This is a genomic window from Streptomyces sp. NPDC085944, from assembly GCF_040686295.1.
Taxonomy (GTDB): domain Bacteria; phylum Actinomycetota; class Actinomycetes; order Streptomycetales; family Streptomycetaceae; genus Streptomyces; species Streptomyces salinarius.
Genome location: NZ_JBFBJX010000006.1, coordinates 43,588 through 69,853 on the forward strand (window position 1 = coordinate 43,588; position 26,266 = coordinate 69,853).

Below are 26,266 nucleotides of genomic sequence, written 5' to 3' on the forward strand. Positions count from 1 at the left end.
GGCTGGGTCAGCTCCTTGCGAGGCTCTCGTGGGTGGCGGCGGCGGGCGCCGGGACGCGCCGGTCGAGCGGGACCACGGGCGGCAGCGCCTCGGGCGGCTCGCCGAGCAGCACCCGGCGCACGACGCGCTCGGCGGCCCGGCCGTCGTCGAACTCGCAGAACCGCTCCCGGAACGCCGCCCGCAGCGCCGTCGACTCCGGGCCCGCGTAGGTGCCGTCGGCGAACACGCGGGCCAGCTCCTCCGGGGTGCGCGCCACCGGTCCGGGCGGGGCCGCCGTGAGGTCGAAGTAGACGCCGCGGGTCTCCCGGTAGACGTCCCAGTCGTCGGCGTACACGACGATCGGACGGTCCAGGTTGGCGTAGTCGAACATGATGGACGAGTAGTCGCTGACCAGCGCGTCCGCGGCCAGGCACACGTCCTCCGAGGAGCGGTGCGCGGTCACGTCGAGGATCCGGCCGGTGCGTTCCCGCTTCCCGCCCCGGTCGTAGAAGTAGTGGGCGCGCAGCAGCACGACCACGTCCTCGCCGGCCGCCTCGCAGAACGCCTCCAGGTCCAGGCCGCCCGCGCCGAACCCGGTCTCGTAGTCCCGGTGCGTCGGCGCGTACAGGACCGCCGTCTTCCCTTCCGGGACGCCCAGTTCGCGCCGCACGCGGGCGACGTCCTCGGCGGTGGCCGTGCAGTAGACGTCGTTGCGCGGGTAGCCGTACTCCAGGTGCTCGTAGGAGCCGGGGAAGGCCCGCTCCCACATGTGGGTGGAGTGCCGGTTGGCGGACAGGTTGTAGTCCCAGCGGTCCACGCGGCCCAGCAGCTTGGTGAAGCTGCCGGTGGCCGCCGCCACCACCGGGTACGGCGACTGGTCCACGCCCATCGTCTTCAGCGGCGTGCCGTGCTGCGTCTGCACGTGCACGCTGCCGGGGCGCTTGACGACGCCCTCGGCGAAGTTGGCGTTGTTCACCAGGTACGTGGCGCGGGCCAGCACCTCCCAGTACCGGTGGCTGCCGATGACGGCGTGGTCGACGCCCGCCGGGAGCGTGTGTGCCTGGTCCGGCTCGACCAGGAACACCGACTTCAGGTGCGGGGCGAGTTCGCGGGCCTTGGCGTGGATCGCGGCCGGGTTGCAGGCGTAGCCGCGGCCCCAGTAGGCGCAGTACACGACGAGGTTCGGATCCAGCGGGCGGCGCAGGTGCCGGCGGTAGCGCAGCCGGGTGCGCAGTCCCCGCGGCCACGGCAGGCGGCCGAGGACGCCGGTCGCGGCCCGGTTGGCGGCGCGCAGGGCGCGGAAGCCGGCGTACGAGCCCGACGCCAGCAGCCGGTGCTGCACGCCGAGCCGCCCGCCCGGCGGCCGGAAGCCCGCGGGGCGATGGCGCCGGTACAGACGGCTCGCCCGGCGGTAGAAGGCGCGGCGCCCCCGCCGGGGCAGCCGCCGGGGGTGGGCGGCCGTCTTGAGGACCTGCGCGAAGAGCTGCTCGAACAGCGGGCCGAGCCGCTCGGGCGGCAGACCCCGCTCGGCGGCGTAGGTGAGCGCCAGTTCGGCCTGGTCGAGCAGGTCCGCGTGGTGCTCGCCGGGCAGGTTCAGCCGGTTGCCCTGGCGCCGCACCCGATGTCGTACGACCACGGAGCGCAGCACCGCCACCCGCTCGGCGCGCACCGCGACGCGGGCACCGAAGCCGACGTCCGTGAAGTGTCCGTCGGTGAAGTCCAGTCCGCGCTCGGCGAGGAAGGTGCGCCGGTGCACCGCGCTCCACGCGGGCAGGTGGACGCCGGTCAGGTGCGGGGCGCGGTCGGGGGCGAAGGCGCCGTCCGGGGCCTTCGCCAGCAGCGGGGCGGCCGGGTTGGTGGTCTCGCCCTCCCACCAGGGCACGCGCTCGTACTCGCAGTACAGGACGTCGACGCCGCCGGTGTCGGCGAGGCGCGCGTCCAGCGCCGCCAGTGCGCCCGGCACGAGGAGGTCGTCGCCGTCGAGGAACAGCAGGTACGCGCCGGTCGCCGCCCGCATCCCGGCGTTGCGCGCGCCGGCCAGACCGGCCGACGGCGGCGAGTGCACCGGCGTCACCCGGCAGTCCTGCTCGGCGTGCTCCCCGGCGACGTCCGCCGCGGCGCGGTCCGGGCCGTCGCAGACCGGGATCAGCTCGAAGTCGCCGAAGGACTGGGCGAGGACCGAGTCCAGGGCCTGGGAGAGCCGCCCCGCGACCCCATGGGACGGGACGATGATGCTGAAGCGGGGCATGCTGCTCTTTCTCTTCTTTCGTTCGTGGTCCCGGCAGGCCGCGACGGCGGCCCCGGCCGCCCCGCCGGCCGCCACGTGGGCGGCCGGGACGGAGTGGGCCGCGACGAACCGCGGGACATGGGAACTCCCGGTGGACAAACGGCGGTCAGAGGCTGTCGGTGACGGTCCGGGGCCCCGCCGGTTGCGGCACCGTCGCCGGCGGGGTGCGGGCAGGCCCTGTCGTCATGCTCCCGTCGTCCGACCGCAGAGCGGGCCTTGCGGCGTCAGGCGCGTGCTCTCGGCGTGCCGGGCCCTGAGCCCTCGTACTGGATGTACGTGGGTCAGGGCCCGGTGCGGCGAGGGTGCGTGGAGGGCGTCGCGAGGCAGACGGGAGCGTGACGACAGGGCCTGGGGCGGATGCGGCCGAGGGAGCCGGGCGGCGCTCGGCGAGCGGCACGACCGGCGGCAGGTCGCTCTCGCCCAGGACGACCCGGCGTACGACGCGGTCGGCGGCGCGGCCGTCGTCGTACGGGCAGAACCGCTCGCGGAAGGCGGCCCGCAGCCGCGCCGTCCGGGCGCCGTGCCAGTCGCCGCTCGCGAAGACGCCGATCAGCTCGTCCTCGTCCCGGGCGATCGCGCCGGGCGGGAAGGACCGCAGATCGACGTAGGTGCCGCGGACCGCCTCGTACGCCTGGGGCTCGTCGGCGTGGAGCACGATCGGGCGGTCCAGGCCCGCACAGTCGAACATCAGGGACGAGTAGTCGGTGACCAGGGCGTCCGAGGCCAGGCAGAGCGACTCCACGTGCGGATGGTCGCTGACGTCCAGCACCCGGCCGGCGGAGGCGGTGAGCGGGCCGCCGTGGGCGGGGTGGGCGCGGGCCAGCACCATGAAGCGCGGGCCGAGCCGGCGCACGACGCGCTCCAGGTCCAGGGCGGAGCGCTGGGTACGCCGGTAGTCGCGGTGGGTGGGCGCGTACAGGATCGCGACCGTGCCCTCGGGGATGCCGAGGGTCTCGCGCAGTCGGGCCACGTCCGCCGCCGTCGCCCGCTGGAGGACGTCGGTGCGCGGCTGCCCGTGCTCCAGGGCGGTCCAGCCGCCGGGGTGGACGCGTTCCCAGGTCAGGGTGGAGTGGCGGTTGGCGGAGACCACGTAGTCCCACGTGTCGACCTCGCGCAGCAGCCGGGCGAAGTCGGTGCCGCGCGCGGCGCCCGGGCGCTCCTGGAGGTCCAGGCCCATGTGCCCCAGCGGCGTCCCGGCCTGCGTCTGCACCAGGACCTGGCCCCGGCGCCGGACCAGGCCCGCGTCGAAGGCGGCGTCGGACACCAGGTAGCGGGAGCGGGCCAGGGCGGTCCAGTGGGCGGCCGTGCCCGGCGTCAGGCGGCGGGTGCCGGGCGGCACGGTGTGGTGGTGGGCGGGGGCGGCGGCCCACGCCGTGCGCACGTGCGGGGCGAGCCGGCGGAACGCCTCCTCCAGCGCCCCCGGGTCGCGGCCGTACCCCCGGTGGCCCTCGACGGCGAAGACGGCGCGGTCGGCGCGGAGCGGGAGGCAGCGCTGGACGCGGTAGTGCAGGCGCAGGGCGCCGGTCCGGGCGGCGCGCAGCAGCCCCGCGGTGACGTTCGCCGTACGGCGGCGCAGGGCCGACGCCAGGCGCAGGGCGGCGTAGGTGCGGCGCAGGCCCAGGCGGAGCAGGGCGTGGCGGATGCGGACGGGCAGCGGGGCGGGGGCGCCCGGGACCCGGTAGCGGCGGCAGTGGACGCGGGCCCGGCGCAGGAACTCGGCGCGCAGGGAGCGCGGGAGGCGGTCGGGGCGGGTGTACACCGTCGTCAGGTGGTCGGCCATCCGGCGGTACAGCAGGGGGCGCCAGCGGTCCAGCTCCCGGCGCGAGGCCGGGTGCGTCTCGGCGCGCGCGTCCAGGAACGCGAAGACGCGGTCGTACTGCGCGAAGACGTCCAGGTGCCGCTCGCCCGGCGTGCCGAGGATGCTGCCCCGGCGGCGTTGCCGGTAGTGCACGCAGACCCGGTCCAGGGTGGCGACGGACCCCGCCGTGAGCAGGACCGGGTAGGTCCACGGGGTGTCCTCGTAGTAGCCCGGCGGGAAGGCGAGGCCCTCGCGCTCGGCGAACTCCCGCCGCACCGCCTTGTTCCAGGCCACCATCAGCAGCTTCAGCAGCTCCGGCCGGTCGGCGAGCCGGAACGGCGCCGGGCCCTGCTCGGTGAGGTGCGCGGCGGCCTGGTTGCGGACCGTCTCGCCGGTCCAGTACGTGCGCGCGTAGTCGTAGACCAGGACGTCCGGCTCGCCGGTCTCCTCGATCCGGTCGGCGATGCCGCGCAGCGCGTGCGGGGTGAGGGTGTCGTCGCCGTCGAGGAAGACCAGGTAGTCGCCGCCCGCCCGTTCCATCCCGGCGTTGCGCGCGGGGCCCAGGCCCTCGTTGCGCGTCAGGCGCACGACGCGGACGCGCTGGTCGAGGGCCGCGAACTCGTCGGCGATCGCACCGCAGGCGTCCGGCGAGCAGTCGTCGACGACGATCACCTCGAAGTCCGGGTACGACTGGGCCAGCACCGACTCCAGGCACGCGTGCAGATACGCCTGCACCTGGTACGCGGGAACGATGACACTGAACCGGGGCACGGGGACATCCATGGGTCGGCGGGATCGGCGCGGGCGTTCTGCCCGGCAACGGCCGCCGACGCGACTTGGTTACGGTCCCCGGGGCATTCGGGGGACGTTGTGCCCGTACGGATGAGGGGCGGACCGGAGACCGGCCCGCCCCTCAAGGATGCTGTCGCAGTGCCTACTTGACGGCGCCGGCCATCACTCCGGAGACGAACTGCCGCTGGAACGCGAAGAACACGGCCAGCGGGACCACCATGGAGATGAACGCTCCCGGTGCCAGCACGTCGATGTTGTTGCCGAACTGCCGCACCTGGGTCTGCAGGGCGACCGTGATCGGCTGGCTCCCGGAGTCCGAGAAGATCAGCGCGACCAGCATGTCGTTCCACACCCACAGGAACTGGAAGATGCCCAGGCTCGCGATCGCGGGCCCGCCGAGCGGCATCACCACCCTTACGAACAGCCGCAGTTCGCCCGCGCCGTCCAGCCGGGCCGCCTCCAGCAGCTCCCTCGGGATCTCCGCGAAGAAGTTCCGCAGCAGGAACACCGCGAAGGGCAGGCCGAAACCGACGTGGAAGAGGATCACGCCGAGCATCGAACCGAACAGGCCGATCTTCCCGAAGAGTTCGGCGATCGGGATCAGGGCCACCTGCACGGGCACGACGAGCAGCCCGACCACGGCCAGGAACCACCAGTCGCGGCCCGGGAAGTCCATCCACGCGAACGCGTACCCGGCCAGCGCCCCGACGACCACGACCAGGACGGTCGCCGGGACGGTGATCAGCGCGGTGTTGAGGAGGGACGAGGTGATGTCGCCGTTCTTCAGCAGCTCCTCGTAGCTCTGGAAGGTGAGCCGCGAGGGCTCGGTGAAGACCCTCCACCAGCCGCCGGCCGCCATGTCCTCGGGCGTGCGCAGCGAGGACAGCAGCAGCCCGATCGTCGGGACCAGCCAGAACAGGCCCACCACGATCAGGAACACCCGGACGAGCCCGCCGCCGGCGGCCTCGGCGAGCCGGGATGCGAGCGGCTGCCTGGCCTTGACGGCCGTCTCGGGCGGCCGGGTGGCCGCCGGGGTCAGGGAACCCGCGTCCGCGGTCATCGCCGCACCTCCCGCCGCAGTCGCCGTACGTTGAACCACATCACCGGGATGACCAGGAGCAGCAGGAACACCGCGATGGCGCTGGCGACGCCCGGCTGGTCCGAGGCGAAGCCCTTGCGGTACAGCTCCAGGGCGAGCACGTTGGCGTCGTCCTGGGAGGAGCCCGGGGCGATGATGAAGACCAGGTCGAAGACCTTGAGCACGTTGATCATCAGGGTGACGACGACGACCGCGAGGACCGGCGCCAGCAGGGGCACCGTGACCCGTCTGAAGACCTGCCACTCGTTGGCGCCGTCGACCCGGGCGGCCTCCAGCAGCTCTCGGGGCATGCCTGCCAGCCCCGCCGCGATCAGCACCATCGCGAAGCCCGCCCACATCCACACGTACGATCCGATGATCGCCGGGGTGACGAGGGAGGGGCCGAGCCAGTTCAGGCCGTTGTACGGCTCCTTGAAGTTGCCGGCGGGCAGTCTCAGCAGTGCCCCGTCGGCCGCCGCGGGCAAAGTGAAGGTGCCGTCCCCGGCCGCCGTGGTCGTCGCGACGACCTCGCCGTCCTTGACCGCCTCGATCTTCATCCCGGCATAGCCCAGCTCGGCCGCGTCGACGCCGCCCGGCTTTCCGACGCCCTTGCCGCGGGTGAAGTCCTGCCAGGTGGTGCCGGTGACCTTCCCGTCCTCGGGCTCGGCGGACGCCGCCTTCTGTGCGCCGTCGGGCATCAGGTCGGGGGCGACGCCGACGAGGGGGAGGGCGACCGGGGTGCCCGCGCTGACCGGCTGCCTCGTGATGAACGCACCGCCACCGGCCGGTTTCAGCGGCGAGTCGCGGCCCGGGTGCGCCTTCGGGAACGCGGACGACTCGGCGAAGGTGTCGTGCACCCCGACCCACACCGCGTTGGCGACGCCCTTGTCCGGGTCCTGGTCGTACACCAGGCGGAAGATGATGCCGGCCGCGAGCATCGAGATCGCCATCGGCATGAAGACGACCAGTTTGAACGCCGTGCCCCAGCGGATGCGTTCGGTCAGCACCGCGAAGATCAGACCGAGCGCGGTGGCGACCGTCGGCGCGAACACCACCCAGATGACGTTGTTCTTCAGGGCGGTGCGGATGCCGTCGTCGGTGAACAGCGTCTCGTAGTTGTCGAATCCGGCGAAGGAGTCGCCGGACTGGTCGTAGAAGCTGCGGATCAGCGAGTACCCGATCGGGTAGACCACGAGCGCGCCGAGCAGCACCAGGGCGGGCAGCAGGAACAGCGCCGCCACGGACCTTCGGGTGCCGGTCACGCTCCTGCGCGACGTGGGTGACTTGGGGGCGGCGGGGCCCCGTGGTGCTCCCGCCGCCGTCGCCGACGTCATCGCGTCAGCCTCCGTAGGCGGCGGCCGCGTCCGCCTCCAGCTTCGCCTGGGCGCCCGCGACGTCCTTCGGGTTCTTCAGGAAGTCCTGCAACGTCTTCCACTCGCCCTTGCCGGGGGTGCCGCCGAAGGCCTGCGGGGCCTGGTCCGACATGTCGAAGCGGAAGTCGTCACCGGCCGCGACCAGCGCCTCGGCGATCTTCTTCTGCACCTCGTTCGGGTACACGGAGGCGTCCACGCTCTTGTTGGGCGAGAGGAACCCGCCGAGCTTCGCCTGGATCGCCGCCGCGTCCGGCGAGGCCAGCCAGGTGGCCAGCGCCTGCGCCGCCTTGGAGTCCTTGAAGACCACGGCCGCGTCGCCGCCGGACACCACCGGCGCGGTGTCGCCCACGGCCGGGAACGGGAACACCTTCGCGTCCGTGCCGACCTTCGCCTTCGTCTCACCGATGTTGACCTGCACGAAGTCGCCCTCGTAGACCATGCCCGCCTTGGGCTGGGCGCCGCCGGTGAAGGTCTGCGTCACCGAGGCCGGGAACTCCGTCTGCAGCGCCCCGGACGCACCGCCCGCGACGAAGTCCTTCTTGCCCCAGATCTCCGCGAGGGTGGTCAGCGCCTGCTTCACGGACGGTTCCGTCCACTTGATCTCGTGCTTGGCCAGCTGGTCGTACTTCTCCGGGCCCGCCTGCGAGAGGTAGACGTTCTCGAACCAGTCCGTGAGCGTCCAGCCGTCCGCGCCGCCCACGGAGAACGGGGTGACGCCCGAGTCGTAGACCATCTGGGCCGTGTTGAGCAGCTCGTCCCAGGTCTTGGGCTCGGACGCCCCCGCGTTCTCGAAGACCTGCGCGTTGTACCAGATCAGCGACTTGTTGGCGGCCTTGTAGTACACGCCGTACTGCTTGCCGTCGACCTTGCCGATGTCCTGCCAGCCCTGCGAGTAGTTCTCGCCCAGTTCCTTGGTCGCCTCGGCGCCCAGCGGCTTGGCCCAGCCCTTGTCCACGGCCTGCCTGATGGCGCCGGGCTGCGGGAGCATCGCCACGTCCGGCGGGGCGCCGCCCGCGATCTTCGAGCCGAGGAAGTTGATGATCGGGTCCTGGGCCGGCACGAAGGTCACCTTGGCGCCGGTGCGCTTCTCGAACTCGGCGAGGACCTTCTTGAAGTTCTCCTGCTCGGTGCCGGTCCAGACGGCGGCGACCTCCAGGCTCTCGCCGTCCAGCTTCGGGAGGGTGACGGAGGAGGCCGGTGCCTTGGTGCCGCCGCCCTTGTCGCCCTTGTCACCGCCGCCGTTGTCGTCGTCGCCGCCGCACGCGGTGAGCGAGAGGGCGAGTGCCGCCACGGCGAGGGTGGCGGCCACGCGGGTGGTCCTCTTGACGGTTCTGCCTGTCCGGATGGTGCTGCTCATGCGCATCACTGCCCCGTTCTTCGTTCATCGTCGAACGCTCGGCGCTGTCCCGTGCGCTCTGGTGTACGCCAGGGGGGTGAGGGCGGCAAGGGCGCGTCGGCCGCCGAACGGGGTTTCGTGACCGCGTCGTGACCGTGATCGGGCCCCCGGCACGGGTGTGGGCGTCGTGGGCTGCTCCGGCACTACAGGAGTGACGGGACCTCCGCCGCCGAGACCTCGCGGGCCGCGCGTTCCAGGGCGCTGGCCAGGAGGGCCAAGTCGGTCGGTCCGTTGCCCAGTTCGCGCACCGGGCGGCGGGTGGGCGGGTCGCCCATGCGGTGCCACTCCAGGGGGACCACCGTGGGGCGCAGCGTCGCCGTGCGCGGGATGCGGCCCGTGACCCGGCCGCCCTGGAAGGCGGTGGTGCGTCCGTCGGGGCGGGCCAACCGGCCGCGTCCGGGAGCCGGTTCGTCCGGGCCCGGCACCGGCGCGTCCAGCGTGACGCGCAGGGTCGCGCGCAGGGCGGGCTCCGTGTTCTCCGTACGGCCGCCGGGAGCGGTCGCCGCCACCAGGTGGACGCCGAGCCGCTCGCCCTCCCGCGCGACGGCCTCCAGGGCCCGCATCACCGACCCCGCGGCGGGGCGTCCCGGGGAACCGAGCGGGGGAGTGACGAGGGCGTCGAGGTCGTCGACGACCACGACCAGGCGGGGCAGGGGCGGGACGGGGTCGGTGCGGTGCTTGGCGGCGGGCCGCAGGCGCAGGGTGGAGCTGGGCGGGGACTCGACGTCCCCGGAGTCGGAGGCCGGCGCGGTCCCCGCCGTGGCCGCCGTGCGCTGGGCCACCAGCCGGCCCGACACCTCGCGCCCCGTGTGCCACTCGGCGAAGTGCGACCGTCCGAGCAGCTCGGCGCGCCGCTTCAGCTCGGCGCTCAGGGACTGGGCGAACTCCCGCATCCGCACGGGGTCGTTGGCGGTCAGATGGGTGGTGACGTGCGGTACGTCCGTGCACACGCGCAGGCCCTCGCCGTGGGCGCCGCCCGAACTCACGCCGTCGCGGCCGTCCACGAGGACGACGCCGAGCCGGTCGGGTCGTTCGGCCGAGGCGAGCGAGGCGACGAGCGCCCGCAGCAGCTCGGTGCGACCGCTGCCGGGCGGGCCCTCGATCAGCAGGTGCGGTCCCTCGGCGGCCAGGTCGACCGGGACGGGGCCGCGCGGACCGGCGCCCAGCACCGCCTGTGCGCGTCCCCCGAGGGACTCGGTGTCGTCGGCGGCGGCGGCCCAGCGGGCCATCAGGGAGGCGGGGGTGGCGCGGGCCAGGCCCAGCTCGTCGAGGAGCCGGGCCGTCCGGGGGAGCGGTGCGGACACGCGCGCGTGGTGCTCGCCGCCGGTGGCGGTGTCCGTGCGCAGCGGGGCCAGGGCACGCGCGAAGCGCTCGGCCCACGGAAGGGAGACGGCGTCCAGCGTGCCGAGGGTGCCGTGCCCGACCGGGCCGGCGGGTGCGGCCGGGGTGCCCGGGTCCGAGCCCGGTCCGGCGCCGGGTCCGGTGTTCGTGCCGGTGCTCGTCCCCGTGCGGGCGACGCGCAGCAGGCGCAGGGTCGTTGCCACGTCGCCGCTGAGCAGCGCGACGGCGCCGCACTCCCGGAACACCGGCGACACCGCGCAGGCCGCCTCGTACGTCCGCGTCACCGGGGACGTGGGGGAGGCGGCGGCCGTCTCGGCGAGGCACACGACGTGGATGCCGGCCCGCGACCCCTCCAGGGCCAGCCGCGCCACCGCCTCGCGCACATCGGCACCGCCGGGGTCCCCGTCGACGACGACCACGGTGTACGGGCCGGTGAAGCCGCCGGCCGGGTCGGTCCCGTCGCTGCTTCCGTCGGCGGGGCGGGCCCAGGAGGGCTGGTGACGGGCGGTTCCGCCGGTCGCGTCCAAAGCCGCGTCCTGGACGCGTGCTCCGGACCGGGCCCGGTCCGCGTGGTGGTCGTCGAGGCGGCGGAGGAGCTCCTGCGCGCGGGCCGTGGCCTGTTCGCCGTCGTGGGCGAGCAGCAGGCGGCAGTCCTGGCCGTGTCCCGGGCGCACCTGCGGCAGCCAGCCGAGCCAGGACCACTCGGCGTTCCGCTCGGCGAGCGGACGGGAGCGGTCCGCGCTGATCAGGACGATTTCCAGGGTGTCGGCGGAGTGCAGCGCGGCGAGCTGGGCCAGCACCGAGCGGGCCAGCCCGCTGAGCCGCTCGCGCGGGCCCGCGAGGCCGAGCGCGCCGACCTCGCGCAGGTCGGCGGTGACCGGGACCGCGGGCAGCGGGGCGGCACCGCCCGGCGCCATCCGGTCGGCCGTGCCGAGCCGCACGGTGAGCGCCTCCGGGTGATCCGGGCCGCGCTCCCACAGCCGCGGCCCCGGGCCCAGCGCCGTCAGCAGCAGCGAGGCGGGGTCCGGCCAGGTCTCCTGGGCGCGCGGGGTGCCGGGCGGGGCGTCCGGCGCCGCTCCGGCGGCCGTCGTCTCGTCGTACGCCCGCGCGCCGGACACGCCGGTCTCCGGAGCGCCTGCGCGGCCGCCGGTCAGCCGCCGGGCCCACGCCCCTATCCCACCGCGCCTGCGCACCTCCTGCGGCACATCGGTGCCGCGCAGAGGGGTGCCCTTGCGGCCGGTGCGGGCCTCGCGGCCGGGGCGGTCGTCGGCGCGCTGTCCGGTGCCGGGCTCCCGGCCGGTGTGGTCGTCCGGGCCTGCGCCGTCTGTCCACCCGCGTGCGTCGGAGGAACGGCGGGGGGCCTCACCGGCGCCACCCGTGCGGGAAGCACGCGCACCGGCGGAGCCGCCGCCGGGCCCGCCCACGCCGACGTCGCCGTACGCGCTCGTGCCGGGACTGCCCGGCCGGTACGGGGTCGGTCCGGAGGTGCCGGTGCGGTACGCGTCCTCGTCGGTTGTGCCGGTGCGGGCCGCGCTTTCGCCGGGCTTACCCGGCCCGTAGGCGTGCTGTGCGGAGGGATCGGTGCGGTATGTGTCCTCGTCGGTTGTGCCGGTGCCGTACGCGCCCCCGCCGCGTGTGCCGGTGCGGGGCGCGGCACCGCCGGGCGCGTCGGCCCCGTACCCGTCACCGCCGACTGCGTCGGCCCCGTACCCGCCCGGCGTGGAGGGACCCCGGCCGCTCCCGTGCTCGCCGGGTGTGGCCGGTGCGGGAGGGCGGTGCCCGGGCGCGCGCTGGCCGTCGGCCGCGTACGACCCCGCGCCCTGCGCGCCGCCGTGTGTCTCGCCCGCGGCGGGGGACTGCCGGGGCAGGCCCGGCGTGGGGCCGGTGCCATGACTCTCGATGCGGGGGGCGCCGCCCTGCCCGGGGACCTGCGGCGGCTCGGGGGGTGTCCCGTCCGTGCCGTACGCCGAGGTGCCGTACGCGTGGTGGGTCCGCCCTCCGGCCGCGGGGGTGCCGTCGACCTCCGTGTCCCGGGTGCCGTGGGCGCCGGAGTGCGGCGCGGTGCCCGCCCCGTCCGACGACCCGCGGGTGGCGGGAGCGGCGGCATCGGCCGCCCGCGCGGCTCCGGACGGTCCCGTCGCGCGGGAGCGGTCGCCCGCGGCGCCGGGTCCCTCCGCCCCGTCGGCCACGCGCGCGTGGGACATCGCGTCGCCGACCCCGCCGCCCGGTGCGGGCGTCCGGTACCCGGACAGCCGTACGTGTCCCTCCCCGTCCGGCGCCGTCGCCACCCGCACCTGCGCCGCCGGCGGCACCGGCACGAGCCGCAGGGCGGACTCGCCGATCCGCAGCAGCGCACCCGGCGCGAAGCGGACCGGGCGGTCGCCCACACGGGTGCCGTCCAGAGTGGTGCCGTTGGTGGAGCCGAGGTCGGCGACCGAGACGCGGCCGTCCGGACGGACGGTGACCGCGCAGTGCATGCGGGAGACGTCCGGGTCGTCGAGCGCGACGTCGGCGTCGGCGGAGCGGCCGAGCCGGATCTGGCCGCCGTGCAGGAGGTGGACGCCGCCCGCGTCGGGCCCCGCGACCACGTGGAGCTGGACGGGGACGTCCGCCGGCTCGGTGTGCGGGTCGGGCTCGCCCGGCGCGCCGAGGCAGAGCACGGCGCCGTCGACCAGCGGAGGCTCGCCCAGGGTGCTGCGCTGGGCGTCGAGGCGCTGTGCGCCGGAGTACAGGACCACCTGGCCGGAGCCCGCGCCCTCGCCGGGGAGCGTGGCGGCCAGCGCGGAGGCGACCGCGGCCAGCGCCGTGCCGGCCGGCGCGGTGACGAGCACGTCGCAACGCGCGGCGCGGCCCCCCGCCGAAGCGGCCGGGGCGGCTGGGACGGCCGGTGCATGCGGGCCCAGCGGGTCCACGACGGTCAGCCGGATCTGCATCGCCGCAAGCGGTCCCTTCGCGCGGGCGCCCGCACGCCGGGACGGAAGCCGCCACCACGGTCCCCCACCGCGGACTTCCCCCACCGTCACACGAGCACGTCGGCCAGTACTGCACGCATCCTCGCACCTGCCACCGACAACGCGCCCGCCGCCCGCCGTCAAATGATCTTGATTGGTCGGCTCTGCCCCCAAAAATGCCTGACAGCTGCTCCGCGGATGATCGAAAGCCGCCCGCTTGAGATCGGTCACGTCCGGGCGGCGGCAACCAAGGGACCGGGTCGAGCGTCTTTCCTTCGAACGTGGCCCGGGGGCGGCACTACAGTTGGGTCCGACTGGGACCCACCGTCGACCGACCGCTTCTGCGACAGTGGGTCCGAACAGCCAGCAAGCAACTAGGAGCGCATGACGTGCGGCCCGTCGGCAGCAAGTACCTCCTCGAGGAGCCCCTCGGCCGCGGCGCCACGGGCACCGTCTGGCGTGCCCGCCAGCGCGAGACCGCGGGCGCCGAGGCGGCCGTGGCCGGACAGCCCGGCGAGACCGTCGCGATCAAGGTGCTCAAGGAAGAGCTCGCGAGCGACGCCGACATCGTGATGCGCTTTCTGCGCGAACGTTCCGTCCTGCTCCGGCTCACCCACCCCAACATCGTCCGGGTCCGCGACCTGGTCGTCGAGGGCGAGCTGCTGGCCCTCGTCATGGATCTCGTCGACGGCCCCGACCTCCACCGCTATCTGCGCGAAAACGGGCCGCTCACCCCGGTTGCGGCGGCCCTGCTCACCGCGCAGATCGCCGACGCGCTCGCCGCGAGCCACGCCGACGGCGTCGTCCACCGCGACCTGAAGCCGGCCAACGTCCTGCTGAAGCAGACCGGCGGCGAGATGCACCCGATGCTCACCGACTTCGGCATCGCCCGCCTCGCCGACTCACCCGGCCTCACCCGCACCCACGAGTTCGTCGGCACGCCCGCGTACGTCGCGCCGGAGTCCGCCGAGGGCCGCCCGCAGACCTCCGCCGTCGACGTCTACGGCGCCGGCATCCTGCTGTACGAGCTGGTCACCGGCCGTCCCCCGTTCGGCGGCGGCTCCGCCCTCGAGGTGCTGCACCAGCACCTGAGCGCCGAACCGCGCCGCCCCTCCACCGTCCCCGACCCGCTGTGGACGGTCATCGAGCGCTGCCTGCGCAAGAACCCGGACGAACGCCCCAGCGCCGAGAACCTCGCCCGCGGCCTGCGCGTCGTCGCCGAGGGCATCGGCGTGCACGCGAACAGCGCACAGATCGGCGCCGCCGAGGGCGTGGGCGCGCTCCTCGCCCCCGACCCGGCACCCGCGCAGGTTCCCGGAACTCCCGGCACCCCCGACGCCGCCTACGACCCGAACGGCGCGACCAGCGTCCTGCCGCACACCGGGGGGCCGGCGGGCGCCGCCGACCCCACCGCCGTACTCCCGAACACCGGGGCCGCCGACCCGACCGCCGTCATGCCGCCGGTGGGCCCGGGGCAGGCGGGAGAGCCGGGCACGCCGGGTCAGGGCGGGCCCGAGGACCCGCACCCCTGGCAGAACCAGCTGCGCGCCGCCCGCGACCGCAACGAGCAGACGCAGGTCCAGTATCTCGACCCCAACCAGGACCCGCTGCGCCGCCGCCCCCAGCGGCAGGTCTCCCGCGCGCCCCAGCAGCCGCGTCAGACCCCCCAGGGCCCGCCGCCCCAGCAGCCCGGCTACGGCTACCCGCAGCAGCAACCGCCGCAGCGCTACGCCACCCCGCAGCCCCAGCCGCCGCAGCGGTACGCCCCGCCGCCCGCCCCCGAGCCGCAGCCGCCCCGGCGTGAGCCCAGGCCGCCGCGGCAGCGCAGCGCCAACCCCATGCGCATCCCGGGACTGGGCTGCCTCAAGGGATGCCTGGTCACCATCGTCGTCCTCTTCGTGGCCGGCTGGCTCGTGTGGGAGCTGAGCCCGCTGCAGGACTGGATCGGCACCGGCAAGGGCTACTGGGACCAGCTCAGCGACTGGTTCACCACCGTGACCGACTGGATCGGGGACCTGGGCGGGTCGGGCGACTCAGGCTCCACCGGCGCCTGAGTCGAACGGCCGCCGAGCCGAACCCCGCGGGCCGAGTCTGGAGACTTGTCGACATCCGGAGGGTGATTTCCGCCTCCGCGGTGAAGGCCGGCTCCCGGGACGCGTACTTTTAGGCGCAACACGCGTCGGTAGGAGCAGTCTTGGCACGGAAGATCGGCAGCCGGTACACCGCCCATCAGATCCTCGGGCGGGGCAGCGCCGGCACGGTGTGGCTGGGCGAGGGTCCCGACGGACCCGTCGCGATCAAGCTGCTGCGCGAGGACCTGGCGTCCGACCAGGAACTCGTCTCCCGCTTCGTGCAGGAGCGCACCGCCCTGCTCGGCCTGGAGCACCCGCACGTCGTCTCCGTGCGCGACCTGGTGGTCGACGGCAACGACCTCGCGCTGGTCATGGACCTGGTCCGCGGCACCGACCTGCGCACCCGCCTCGACCGCGAGCGGCGCCTGGCGCCCGAGGCCGCGGTGGCCGTCGTCGCCGACGTCGCCGACGGACTGGCCGCGGCCCACGCCTCCGGCGTCGTGCACCGCGACGTCAAGCCCGAGAACGTGCTGCTCGACATGCAGGGCCCGCTCGGCCCCGGCGGCTCGCACCCGGCGCTGCTGACGGACTTCGGGGTGGCCAAGCTCATCGACACCCCGCGCCGCACCCGCGCCACGAAGATCATCGGTACGCCCGACTACCTCGCCCCGGAGATCGTCGAGGGCCTGCCCCCGCGCGCGGCGGTCGACATCTACGCGCTCGCCACGGTCCTGTACGAGCTGCTGGCCGGCTTCACGCCGTTCGGCGGCGGCCACCCCGGCGCCGTGCTGCGCCGCCACGTGACCGAGACCGTCGTCCCGCTCCCCGGCATCCCCGACGAGCTGTGGCAGCTCCTGGTCCAGTGCCTCGCCAAGGCCCCCGCCTCCCGGCTGCGCGCCTCCGAGCTGAGCGCCCGGCTGCGCGAGCTGCTGCCGATGCTCGCCGGCATGGCCCCGCTGGACGTGGACGAGCCCGACGCCGAGCAGCAGGAGGACGCCCCCGACGGGTCCGCGGCGTCCGCCGCGTCCCCGGCCGCCCCCGCGTCCGCCGCCGAGCCCGTACGGCGCCGGGGAGCGGTGCCGCTGGTGCCGGGGGCCAAGCCCGCCGACTCCAACCGCGACACCCACACGTCGATGCGCGTCCCCGCCCCGGACGAGCTGGCCGGCGGCGCCCGCGGCACCGCCCGCGCCCCGCGCGCGGCGGGCTCCCCGCGCCCCGGCTCGGCCCGCAACCGCGCCACCGCGCGGCGGCGCCGGCTCGCGGTGGGTGCGGGCGCGCTGGCCCTGGTGGCGGCGATCGGCGTCGGCACCCGGCTGGCCACGGGCGGCGACGAGGACGGCACCGGCCCCCAGGACACGCGGAACTCGGCGCCGGCCGCTCCCTGAGCCCCGCACCGCCACCGCGGTCCACGCCCCGCACCCCCGCCGGGCGTGGACCGCCGGCCGGAGCCGTTACGCTGGATGCGTGGCAGTCGTCGATGTATCCGAAGAGCTGAAGTCCCTCTCCTCGACCATGGAGTCGATCGAGGCCGTCCTGGACCTCGACAGGCTGAGGGCAGACATCGCCGTGCTCGAGGAGCAGGCGGCCGCGCCCTCCCTGTGGGACGACCCGGAGGCGGCGCAGAAGATCACCAGCAAGCTCTCGCACCTGCAGGCCGAGGTGCGGAAGGCCGAGGCCCTGCGCGGCCGGATCGACGATCTCGGCGTGCTCTTCGAGATGGCCGAGGAGGAGGACGACCCGGACACCCGTGCCGAGGCCGAGTCCGAGCTCGCGGCCGTCCGCAAGGCGCTGGACGAGATGGAGGTCCGCACCCTGCTCTCCGGCGAGTACGACGCGCGCGAGGCGCTCGTCAACATCCGCGCCGAGGCGGGTGGCGTGGACGCCGCCGACTTCGCCGAGAAGCTCCAGCGCATGTACCTGCGCTGGGCCGAGCAGCACGGCTACAAGACCGAGGTCTACGAGACGTCGTACGCGGAGGAGGCCGGCATCAAGTCGACCACCTTCGCCGTGCAGGTGCCGTACGCGTACGGCACCCTCTCCGTCGAGCAGGGCACCCACCGCCTCGTGCGCATCTCGCCCTTCGACAACCAGGGGCGCCGCCAGACCTCCTTCGCGGGCGTCGAGATCCTCCCCGTGGTCGAGCAGACCGACCACATCGAGATCGACGAGTCCGAGCTGCGCGTGGACGTGTACCGGTCCTCCGGCCCCGGCGGCCAGGGCGTGAACACCACCGACTCGGCGGTGCGCCTGACCCACATCCCCACCGGCATCGTCGTCTCCTGCCAGAACGAGCGCTCGCAGATCCAGAACAAGGCCACCGCCATGAACGTCCTCCAGGCCAAGCTTCTGGAGCGGCGCCGCCAGGAGGAGCAGGCCAAGATGGACGCCCTCAAGGGCGACGGGGGCAACTCCTGGGGCAACCAGATGCGTTCGTACGTGCTGCACCCGTACCAGATGGTCAAGGACCTGCGCACGGAGCACGAAGTGGGCAACCCCGAGGCCGTGTTCAACGGCGAGATCGACGGCTTCCTCGAGGCCGGCATTCGCTGGCGCAAGCAGCAGGAGAAGTAAATCGAAGCGGAATCGCCGCTTTGTCGACAAGGCAACTGCCGCTCCTCGGGCGGCAGTTGCCTTTTGTCTGCCCGCCGTTCGCCGGTGATGTCTGGGTTTTGCATCACACTCACACCCTTTGTGTCCGGCATACGTCCCTTACCTGGACATCGCGTACGCAATGGCCTTGACGTTGCTTTGAACATTCGGAATGGTGAGGCGCGGCATGCGTATTTCTGGGGCGCATGTGAACCGGGGGGCTTGAGCACACATGCAGCCGCCCCCCGTCGATCACGGCCCCGAGCGCGGCCTCACCGACTAATCGGCTACTGGGGGTAGCACACACATGATGAAGAAGACGCGGGTCCGCGTCGCGCGTATCGCGGCCGGTGCAGTGGTCGCCGCGGGAGCGTCGCTGATGGTTGCGGGCGTCGCACAGGCCGATGACGAGAATCCCATCTGTGACATCGTCGTCACGCCGGACTGCGAGGAGGGTGGCGAGACCCCGGGCGGTGGCAACACGGAGGAGCCCGGTGGCGGCAACACCGAGCAGCCCGGTGGCGGCAACACCGAGATTCCTGGCGGTGGCAACACCGAGGAGCCGGGCGGCGGCAACACGGAGGAGCCCGGTGGCGGCAACACCGAGGAGCCGGGCGGCGGCAACACGGAGGAGCCCGGTGGCGGCAACACCGAGCAGCCGGGCGGCGGCAACACGGAGGAGCCCGGTGGCGGCAACACCGAGCAGCCCGGTGGCGGCAACACCGAGGAGCCGGGCGGCGGCGACAACGGCAACGGCGGCTCGGGCAACGGCAACGGCAACGGAGGTGGCGGCGACAACACCTCCCCCGACGGCGGCGGCAACGACAACGTCACCCAGGACCAGGGCTCCTCGGCCCTGACCGACACGGGCGAGCAGGCCCCGGCCTCCTCCAACAACGCCGCCCAGGGTGACGGCAAGGAGCTCGCCGAGACCGGTGCCGCCGAGACCACGTTCCTGCTGGTCGGCGCCGCGACGATGATCGCGGGCGGCATCGGCTTCCGCCTCCTCCCGCGCCTGGTGAACGGCCGCGGCGGCGCTGCTGCCTGACGGTAGCCGCCCGCGTACGCACCGCGCACGCACCTGAAGAGGCCCGGAGCATCACCGCCGCTCCGGGCCCCTTCTGTACTCTGCGTGTCCGTGTCGTGCTCGTGTGTCCGCGTCCCGGCGGCCCTGAGGGCCGCTCCAGGTCCGTCAGACGGTCTGCTGGGCCAGCAGGGCCACCGCGGCGACCAGCACCACCAGCAGCGCGATCAGTGCCATCGGATTCAGTCCCGAGAAGGGATTGCTCTCCTGCTGCAGCCGCTCGCGGTTGGCCCGGCACACCGGGCACCTGCCCTCACTCACGGGCGCCGCGCAGTTCGCGCACACCAACCGGTCGTACGTCATGCGCTCGCCCTCCTTGCCACCGGCTCTGTCCGGAACAACGCCCGCGACGGTGCGAACGTTCCCCTTCCACTGTGCCAGGTTCCGTGGGCCCCCGCGCGCCCTCCCGTGGGGACAAAACGCGCAACTGATACGCAACCCCGACCGGCGACTGCGGTCGGCTCCCCGGTTCGCGTATGGTCACGCACATCTACCCCCGGCGACCCGTGGTGCATCCGTGATCCGATTCGACAACGTCTCCAAGGTCTACCCCAAACAGAGCCACCCAGCCCTCAGGGATGTCTCCCTGGAGGTCGAGAAGGGCGAGTTCGTCTTCCTCGTGGGATCCTCCGGCTCGGGAAAGTCCACCTTCCTGCGGCTCATCCTCCGCGAGGAGCGGTGCAGCCACGGACAGGTGCACGTGCTGGGCAAGGACCTCGCCCGCCTGTCCAACTGGAAGGTGCCGCAGATGCGGCGCCAGCTGGGGACGGTCTTCCAGGACTTCCGCCTGCTGCCGAACAAGACGGTCGGCGAGAACGTCGCCTTCGCCCAGGAGGTCATCGGCAAGTCCCGCGGCGAGATCCGCAAGTCCGTGCCCCAGGTGCTCGACCTGGTCGGACTCGGCGGCAAGGAGGACCGCAGGCCCGGCGAGCTGTCCGGCGGTGAGCAGCAGCGCGTCGCCATCGCCCGCGCCTTCGTCAACCGGCCCAAGCTGCTGATCGCCGACGAGCCCACGGGCAACCTCGACCCGCAGACCTCCGTCGGCATCATGAAGCTGCTCGACCGCATCAACCGGACGGGCACCACCGTGGTGATGGCCACGCACGACCAGAACATCGTGGACCAGATGCGCAAGCGCGTCATCGAGCTGGAAAAGGGCCGCCTCGTCCGGGACCAGGCACGCGGTGTCTACGGCTACCAGCACTGACGAGCCGCTGACGACGAGGAACGAAAGGCTTAACGAGACGCCATGCGCGCCCAGTTCGTAGTCTCGGAGATCGGTGTCGGTCTTCGCCGCAATCTGACGATGACCTTCGCGGTCATCGTCTCGGTCGCCCTGTCCCTGGCCCTGTTCGGCGGGTCACTGCTGATGAGCGACCAGGTCAGCACCATGAAGGGCTACTGGTACGACAAGGTCAACGTCTCGGTCTTCCTCTGCAACAAGAGCGACGCCGAGTCCGACCCCAACTGCGCCAAGGGCGCGGTGACCGAGGACCAGAAGAAGCAGATCATGGCCGACCTCGACGAGATGGCCGTCGTCGAGAAGGTGACGTACGAGTCGCAGGACGAGGCGTACAAGCACTACAAGGAGCAGTTCGGCGACTCGCCGCTGGCCAGCTCCCTCACGCCGGACCAGATGCAGGAGTCGTACCGGATCAAGCTGAAGGATCCGGAGAAGTACCAGGTCATCGCCACCGCCTTCGACGGGCGCGAGGGCGTGCAGTCCGTGCAGGACCAGAAGGGCATCCTGGACAACCTCTTCGGTCTCCTCAACGGCATGAACTGGGCCGCCCGCGCGGTGATGGCCCTCATGCTCGTCGTCGCGCTGATGCTGATCGTCAACACCGTGCGCGTCTCGGCGTTCAGCCGGCGTCGCGAGACCGGCATCATGCGCCTCGTGGGCGCGTCGGGCTTCTACATCCAGGCGCCGTTCATCATGGAAGCCGCGGTCGCCGGACTCATCGGCGGTGGTGTCGCCTGCGGATTCCTGGTGATCGCCCGGTACTTCATCATCGACCACGGACTCGCCCTGTCCGAGAAGCTGAACCTGATCAACTTCATCGGCTGGGACGCCGTGTTGACCAAGCTCCCGCTCATCCTGGCCGTGAGTCTCCTGATGCCCGCGTTGGCCGCGTTCTTCGCGCTGCGCAAGTACCTGAAGGTGTGACACATACCAAGGGGGTCGTACGGTCGAGCGACCGTACGACCCCCTTGCGTTGTCCTAGACTCACCGGCATGTCAGGTCGTGCCCTGTTCTGTCAGCCCCGTCGCGCACGCCACGGGGCCGCCCTGACCTTGGTGTTCGCGAGCGTGCTCGTCGCGGGCGCGGCCACCGGCTCGCTCCCCGGGACGGACCGGGAGTCCGAGCCCGCCGCGGCCGCCCCGGCCGGTCAGCGGGCCCGGCCCGACGACGTGGCCCGCGCGGCGGCCGAGGCCATGGCCCACGGCAAGTCCCCCGTGGAGGCCGCCGAACGCGCGGTCAGCCGCAGCGGGGACCGCTGGGGCGCCATCTACTCCCAGGGCGAGTACGAGGAGTTGGCGGACGCCCTCGACGGCCGGTACACCGGCGTCGGGCTCTCCGCGCGTCGCGAACGGGACGGCCGTATCCAGGTGACCGGGGTGCGCTCCGACTCGCCCGCCGCAGCGGCCGGGATCCGCGAGGGCGACCGCCTGCGCAGCGTCGACGGCGAGCGGGTCGACGGGCGGCCCGTCACCGAGGTCGTCTCCATACTCCGCGGCGACGCCGAGGCCGAGCCCGCGGGCACTGCCGTACGGCTGGGCCTGGAGCGCGGCACGCGCGCGTGGACCGAGACCGTACGACGCGCCCGGCTGTCCACGGATCCCGTGACCGTCCGCACGCTCGCCGACGGCCTCACCGTCGTCAAGGTCACCTCGTTCACCAAGGGCGTCGGCGAGCAGGTGCGCGAGGCCGCGGCACGGGTGCCGTCCGGCGCCGGTGTCGTCCTCGACCTGCGCGGCAACTCCGGCGGTCTGGTCGCCGAGGCCGTCACCGCCGCCTCCGCCTTCCTCGACGGCGGCCTGGTCGCCACGTACGACGTCGACGGCGACCAGCGCGCCCTGCACGCCGAACCCGGCGGGGACACCACCCGACCCCTGGTCGCGCTCGTCGACGGCGGCACGATGAGCGCGGCCGAACTCCTGACCGGGGCCCTCCAGGACCGCGGCCGGGCGGTCGTCCTGGGCTCCCGCACCTTCGGCAAGGGCTCGGTGCAGATGCCGAGCCGGCTGCCCGGCGGCTCGGTGGCCGAGCTGACCGTCGGCCACTACCGCACCCCCTCCGGCCGCGGCGTCGACGGCACGGGCATCACGCCCGACCTGGAGGTCGACCCGGCGGACCCGGCCGCCCTGGGACGGGCCCGGACCGTGCTGAGCGGACTGGGGCGCGAGGCGAACGACCCCGCGTAATCGGCTTTCCGCGAGACCCCTCCGTAGTGCCAAAATGGACCGCACTATGGCTAAGGAAAAAGGGCGCAAGCTGATCGCGCAGAACAAGAAGGCGCGGCACGACTACCAGATCCTCGACACCTACGAGGCCGGCCTCGTGCTGTCGGGTACCGAGGTGAAGTCGCTGCGTCAGGGGCGGGCCTCGCTGGTCGACGGCTTCGTGCAGCTGGACGGACACGAAGCGTGGCTGCACAACGTGCACGTGCCGGAGTACAGCCAGGGCACCTGGACCAACCACAGCGCGCGCCGCAAGCGGAAGCTGCTGCTGCACCGCGTGGAGATCGACAAGCTGGAGTCGAAGTCCCAGGAGACCGGTCACACGATCGTGCCGCTGGCGCTCTACTTCAAGGACGGCCGGGCCAAGGTCGAGATCGCGCTGGCACGGGGCAAGAAGGAGTACGACAAGCGGCAGACCCTGAGGGAGAAGCAGGACCGGCGCGAGGCGGAGCGGACGATCTCGGCGATCCGGCGCAAGCAGCGGGCCTGAGCGCCCCGGAATAGGCTGGCACGCGTGCGTGTTGTTCACGTACGATGGCACCTGCACCGCACAGCGGGTGCGCGTCCTCTCCGGAGGAACCTCTTCGGAGGGTTTGAAAAATCAACATGGGGATGATCGGTTTCGACAGCGGCTGTCGAAGCAGGGGAAGCGTGTCGAGGAAGCGGCCATGATCTCGTAAACCACAGGCCGAAAAAAATAATCGCCAACACCAAGCGCGATTCCTCCCAGCAGGCCTTCGCCCTCGCTGCCTGATCTCAGGTAGCAGAGCGAGCCTCCTACTAAGGGAGTGTCAGCCCGGGGCTGTTCCCGACCCGGATCCTGGCATCAGCTAGGGGACTAAACCTTGATCCCGGTCACGGGGTGAAGAGGGAAACCAAACAGTGACTGGGCCCGTCGGAGACTTGTTCGCGTGATCTCCGGGGCCGAGAAAATCGAAGCGGACTGCACACGGAGAAGCCCTGGTTCCGCACCGTTGGACGCGGGTTCGATTCCCGCCATCTCCACGAGGTCGAGGGCGACGGGTGCTCGCGGTAAGCGCGAGCATCCGTCGCCCTCGTCGTTTTGCGCGGCTTCGCCGCGCGATGCGGGGGCTCCGCCACCCGCACCCCCTCACCAGGTCCGCTTGGCCGGCCGCAGGGTCAGCAGCAGGGCGATGGCCGCCGCCGTGACCGGGACGGCGTAGGCGGCGGTGGGGGAGACGTGTTCCACCGTCCAGCCGCCCGCCGCGCTGCCGCAGGCGATGCCGCCGAGGAGGCCGGTCACCGCGAGGGTCATGCCCTCGTTCAGGCGGCCCTCCGGCGTGCGGTGCTGGACCAGGGTCATCGTGGTGACCATCGTCGGGGCCGTCGCCATCCCGCCGACCAGCAGCGTGAGCGCCAGCAGGGGCAGGGAGCCGCTGAGGGAGGCCGCGAGCAGGGGCAGGACCAGCAGGGCCGTCATCGCGGCCACGCACCACGGCAGGCGGTGCTCGGCCGGTCCGGCCGGCTTGAGTGCGCCGTAGAGCAGACCCGCGGCGCAGGAACCGGCCGCCTGCAGGGCGAGGACCGCACCGGCCGCCGCGCGGTGACCCTGTGCGTCCGCGAACGCGATCGTGACGACCTCCATCGCGCCGAAGATCCCGCCCATCGCCAGGCACACCACCAGCAGCGGCGGGATGCCCGGCGCCCGGAAGGGTGCCTTCGCCGTCGGGCGCGGGCGGGCCGGCGGCTCGGTCGAACGCTGGGCGGCGAACAGCAGCATGCCGGTCACCAGCAGCACCACGCCCACGAGCGTGCCCGCCTCGGGGAACAGCGCCGTGCACAGGAACGCCGCGAGGACCGGGCCCAGCATGAAGCACAACTCGTCCGTGGCCTGCTCGAAGGAGTTGGCGGTGTGCAGCGCGTCCGCGTCGCCCCTGAGCAGGTGGGACCAGCGGGCGCGGGCCATGCCGCCGGTGTTGGGGGTCGTCGCCGTGGCGGCGTACGCGGCGAACAGGGTCCAGGCCGGCGCCCCGTACCGCACGCACAGCAGCAGGGCGACGGAGCCCAGCGCGGCGAACAGGGTGGCGGGTACGGCCACCCGCGCCTGGCCGTACCGGTCCACGAGCCGTGCGGTCCACGGGGCGACCAGTGCCGTGGCCGCCAGCCCCGTCGCGGTGACGGCGCCGGCGAGGGCGTACGAACCACGGGTGCCGGCGATCATCACGACCGCGCTCACGCTGAACATGCCCATGGGCAGCCGGGCGACGAGGTTCCCGGTCGTGAAGGCGCGTGCACCGGGGGTGGACAGGAGGCGGCGGTACGGGCCCGGCGGACGGCGCCGGGTGCGGGGGCGGAAGTCGGCCGCGACCACGGTGTCCGCGGTAACGGCCAGGAAGGGGGCGGGAGAGGTGGGGCGGGACGGGTGCGCGGAGGTCGGTTGCGGCATGGGTCCACCGTCGCCCGGCGGTGATCGGGCGGTCCAACACCTTCTCCGTGGCCATTGACGCACCCCCGTTGTAAATTGCCCGGATGCCCGCACCCGCCCACCTCGACCCCCGCCTCCTGCGCGCCTTCGTCGCCGTCGCCGAGGAGCTGCACTTCACCCGCGCCGCCGCCCGGCTCTACGTCGCCCAGCAGGCGCTCAGCAGGGACGTGCGGCGCCTGGAGCGGGAGTTGGGGGCCGAGCTGTTCGTCCGCACCACCCGGCAGGTGACGCCGACGGCCGACGGCGAGCGGCTGCTGCCGTACGCCCGCCGGGTCCTCCAGGCGCAGGACGACCTGCTCGCCGCCTTCGGACAGGCCCGCCCGCTGCTGGTCGACCTCAACTCCCCGGGGCTGGTCACCGGCCGCCTCGTCCTGGAGCGGGCCCGCTCGCTCGCACCGGAGCAGGAGCTGATGGCGCGTTACGAGAGCGGGCTGACCCATGCCGCCGGGGAACTGGTCGCGGGTCGCCTCGACGCCTCCTTCGGCCGGTTCGCGGGGCTGCCCGCGGCGTTGCGGGCGGGGCTCGCCCATCAGCCGGTGCGCTACGAGCCCATGGCGGTCGTACTGCCCGAGGACCATCCGCTGGCCCGGCTGACGGAGGTGCCGCTGACCGCGCTCGCCGGGGAGAGCGTCTACGCCGGGGCCGGCAACCCGCGTACACCGGAGTGGACCGACCTCGCCCACCTCCTGTTCGAGGGGCGCGGCATCCGGGTGGCGTCCCCCGCGCCGCTGGCGATCGGCGAGGAGGAGTTCCAGCGCATCATGGACAAGACGCGCAATCCGATCCTCGCCGTGCGGAGCTTTCCGGCCATGCCTTCGACGGTGGTACGCCCGCTCGTCGACCCCGTGCCGCTCTCGCCCGTGTCGCTCGTCTGGCGAAAGGGACTGGTGCATCCCGCGCTCGACGCCCTGCGCCGGGCAGCGTCCCAGGTCGCGACCGAAAAGGGTTGGTTGGAGGTTGTCGACGGGGGATGGATTCCGGCCGCCGACGCTGCGGTGATGTCCGTCCGCAAGTGACACGTGGCCACCACACATCCTCCGCGTGCGCTACATTCTTTGCCTGAGCACGGTGTGATACAGGGGGCGCTCGAACCTGGTGGGGGCCGGTTCGGCCGACGAGTGCTCGGAGTCGTATGCGCACCCGGAAGTGTCCCGTGGGGGGAAGTGCGCGCGCGTGAAGAATTGGCAAAAAGACGCCCAACCGGAGCGGCCCGATGTCGAGTCCGGGGCTCGTGATCTCTCGGAGGCAGGACGACATGCTGACGCCACCGAGGTGTTGCCCCCGACCCGGGTCTTCCGTCCGGCAGGGAGGTCCCCGATGAGCACGAGGGGGCCCGGCGAGGCCGATTCCAGCGGTTCCTCCGGCTCTTCGGGTTCTGCCGGTTCTTCCGGTTCCGCCGGGTTCGCCGGGGCCGCGTCGGGTCCGGGATGGTTCGGGGAGTCCCGTGAGAGCCCGCGCGGCCAGGGGAGTTCCGCCGCGGACCGGACGGAGATCCTCGGTGCCCGAATAGGCGGCCACGGTCGCCGTGTCCCGGGCCAGGACCCGTCCGCCCAGGGCCGGATAACCTGGGGCAGAACCGACCCCGCCGGGGCGAACCCCGCCAACTCCGCCCCCGCCC

The 26,266-nt window shown here is 73.4% G+C and carries 17 protein-coding genes and 1 other RNA gene; 10 read left to right on the top strand and 8 right to left on the bottom strand.

Annotation, left to right across the window (positions count from 1 at the left end; translation table 11 throughout):
- Positions 1-7: 7 nt before the first annotated feature.
- From AB0P07_RS13355 to AB0P07_RS13380, 6 genes are all read right to left on the bottom strand, one after another.
- Complete coding sequence (locus tag AB0P07_RS13355) at positions 8-2,227, bottom strand: CDP-glycerol glycerophosphotransferase family protein (RefSeq protein WP_365549375.1); 2,220 nt, start codon at positions 2,225-2,227, stop codon at positions 8-10.
- 145 nt (positions 2,228-2,372) lie between these two features.
- Entirely contained in the window at positions 2,373-4,835 is a 2,463-nt protein-coding gene (locus tag AB0P07_RS13360) for a CDP-glycerol glycerophosphotransferase family protein (RefSeq protein ID WP_365549378.1), read from the bottom strand.
- A gap of 163 nt (positions 4,836-4,998) precedes the next feature.
- Positions 4,999-5,916: a carbohydrate ABC transporter permease gene (locus tag AB0P07_RS13365; protein ID WP_365549380.1), complete on the bottom strand. Its 918-nt coding sequence runs from the start codon at positions 5,914-5,916 to the stop codon at positions 4,999-5,001.
- Positions 5,913-7,196, bottom strand: coding sequence for a sugar ABC transporter permease (locus AB0P07_RS13370; protein WP_365549383.1), 1,284 nt, complete (start codon positions 7,194-7,196; stop codon positions 5,913-5,915). The genes AB0P07_RS13365 and AB0P07_RS13370 overlap by 4 nt, the downstream gene beginning before the upstream one ends.
- 76 nt (positions 7,197-7,272) lie before the next feature.
- Entirely contained in the window at positions 7,273-8,670 is a 1,398-nt protein-coding gene (locus AB0P07_RS13375) for an ABC transporter substrate-binding protein (protein WP_365549386.1), read from the bottom strand.
- A gap of 176 nt (positions 8,671-8,846) precedes the next feature.
- Positions 8,847-12,977, bottom strand: a complete 4,131-nt coding sequence (locus tag AB0P07_RS13380; RefSeq protein WP_365549390.1) for an FHA domain-containing protein — start codon at positions 12,975-12,977, stop codon at positions 8,847-8,849.
- 407 nt (positions 12,978-13,384) lie between these two features.
- Between AB0P07_RS13380 and AB0P07_RS13385 the strand changes: the two genes are divergently transcribed.
- The 4 genes from AB0P07_RS13385 (at position 13,385) to AB0P07_RS13400 (ending at position 18,704) form a co-directional block, all read left to right on the top strand.
- Positions 13,385-15,049, top strand: a complete 1,665-nt coding sequence (locus AB0P07_RS13385; RefSeq protein ID WP_365549392.1) for a protein kinase — start codon at positions 13,385-13,387, stop codon at positions 15,047-15,049.
- 140 nt (positions 15,050-15,189) lie between these two features.
- Positions 15,190-16,452, top strand: coding sequence for a serine/threonine-protein kinase (locus tag AB0P07_RS13390; RefSeq protein ID WP_365549395.1), 1,263 nt, complete (start codon positions 15,190-15,192; stop codon positions 16,450-16,452).
- Between the two features lie 79 nt (positions 16,453-16,531).
- Positions 16,532-17,638: a peptide chain release factor 2 gene (prfB, locus tag AB0P07_RS13395; protein WP_365549398.1), complete on the top strand. Its 1,107-nt coding sequence runs from the start codon at positions 16,532-16,534 to the stop codon at positions 17,636-17,638.
- 325 nt (positions 17,639-17,963) lie between these two features.
- Positions 17,964-18,704, top strand: coding sequence for a hypothetical protein (locus AB0P07_RS13400; protein WP_365549401.1), 741 nt, complete (start codon positions 17,964-17,966; stop codon positions 18,702-18,704).
- A 144-nt stretch (positions 18,705-18,848) separates the two neighbouring features.
- Here the strand turns inward: AB0P07_RS13400 and AB0P07_RS13405 are convergent, their stop codons facing one another.
- The gene (locus AB0P07_RS13405) at positions 18,849-19,043 is read right to left on the bottom strand and encodes a hypothetical protein (protein ID WP_256112807.1); all 195 of its coding nucleotides are present in this window, start codon (positions 19,041-19,043) and stop codon (positions 18,849-18,851) included.
- Positions 19,044-19,257: 214 nt separating this feature from the next.
- Between AB0P07_RS13405 and ftsE the strand changes: the two genes are divergently transcribed.
- The 5 genes from ftsE to ssrA all read left to right on the top strand — a co-directional run bounded on the left by ftsE (position 19,258) and on the right by ssrA (position 23,210).
- A complete protein-coding gene (gene ftsE, locus AB0P07_RS13410) occupies positions 19,258-19,947 on the top strand; it encodes a cell division ATP-binding protein FtsE (protein ID WP_003975843.1) in 690 nt (229 codons plus the stop codon).
- A gap of 42 nt (positions 19,948-19,989) precedes the next feature.
- Positions 19,990-20,907: a permease-like cell division protein FtsX gene (ftsX, locus tag AB0P07_RS13415; protein WP_030402047.1), complete on the top strand. Its 918-nt coding sequence runs from the start codon at positions 19,990-19,992 to the stop codon at positions 20,905-20,907.
- A 68-nt stretch (positions 20,908-20,975) separates the two neighbouring features.
- Positions 20,976-22,166, top strand: a complete 1,191-nt coding sequence (locus AB0P07_RS13420) for a S41 family peptidase (protein WP_365549406.1) — start codon at positions 20,976-20,978, stop codon at positions 22,164-22,166.
- 46 nt (positions 22,167-22,212) lie between these two features.
- Entirely contained in the window at positions 22,213-22,692 is a 480-nt protein-coding gene (gene smpB / locus AB0P07_RS13425) for an SsrA-binding protein SmpB (protein WP_007450171.1), read from the top strand.
- 118 nt (positions 22,693-22,810) lie between these two features.
- Positions 22,811-23,210, top strand: a transfer-messenger RNA (tmRNA) gene (gene ssrA / locus AB0P07_RS13430).
- Positions 23,211-23,313: 103 nt separating this feature from the next.
- Here the strand turns inward: ssrA and AB0P07_RS13435 are convergent.
- Positions 23,314-24,609, bottom strand: a complete 1,296-nt coding sequence (locus AB0P07_RS13435; protein ID WP_365549409.1) for an MFS transporter — start codon at positions 24,607-24,609, stop codon at positions 23,314-23,316.
- Positions 24,610-24,692: 83 nt separating this feature from the next.
- On the opposite strand from AB0P07_RS13435, the gene AB0P07_RS13440 reads away from it, so the two are divergent.
- Positions 24,693-25,664, top strand: coding sequence for a LysR family transcriptional regulator (locus AB0P07_RS13440; RefSeq protein WP_365549412.1), 972 nt, complete (start codon positions 24,693-24,695; stop codon positions 25,662-25,664).
- The last annotated feature ends 602 nt before the right edge of the window (positions 25,665-26,266 follow it).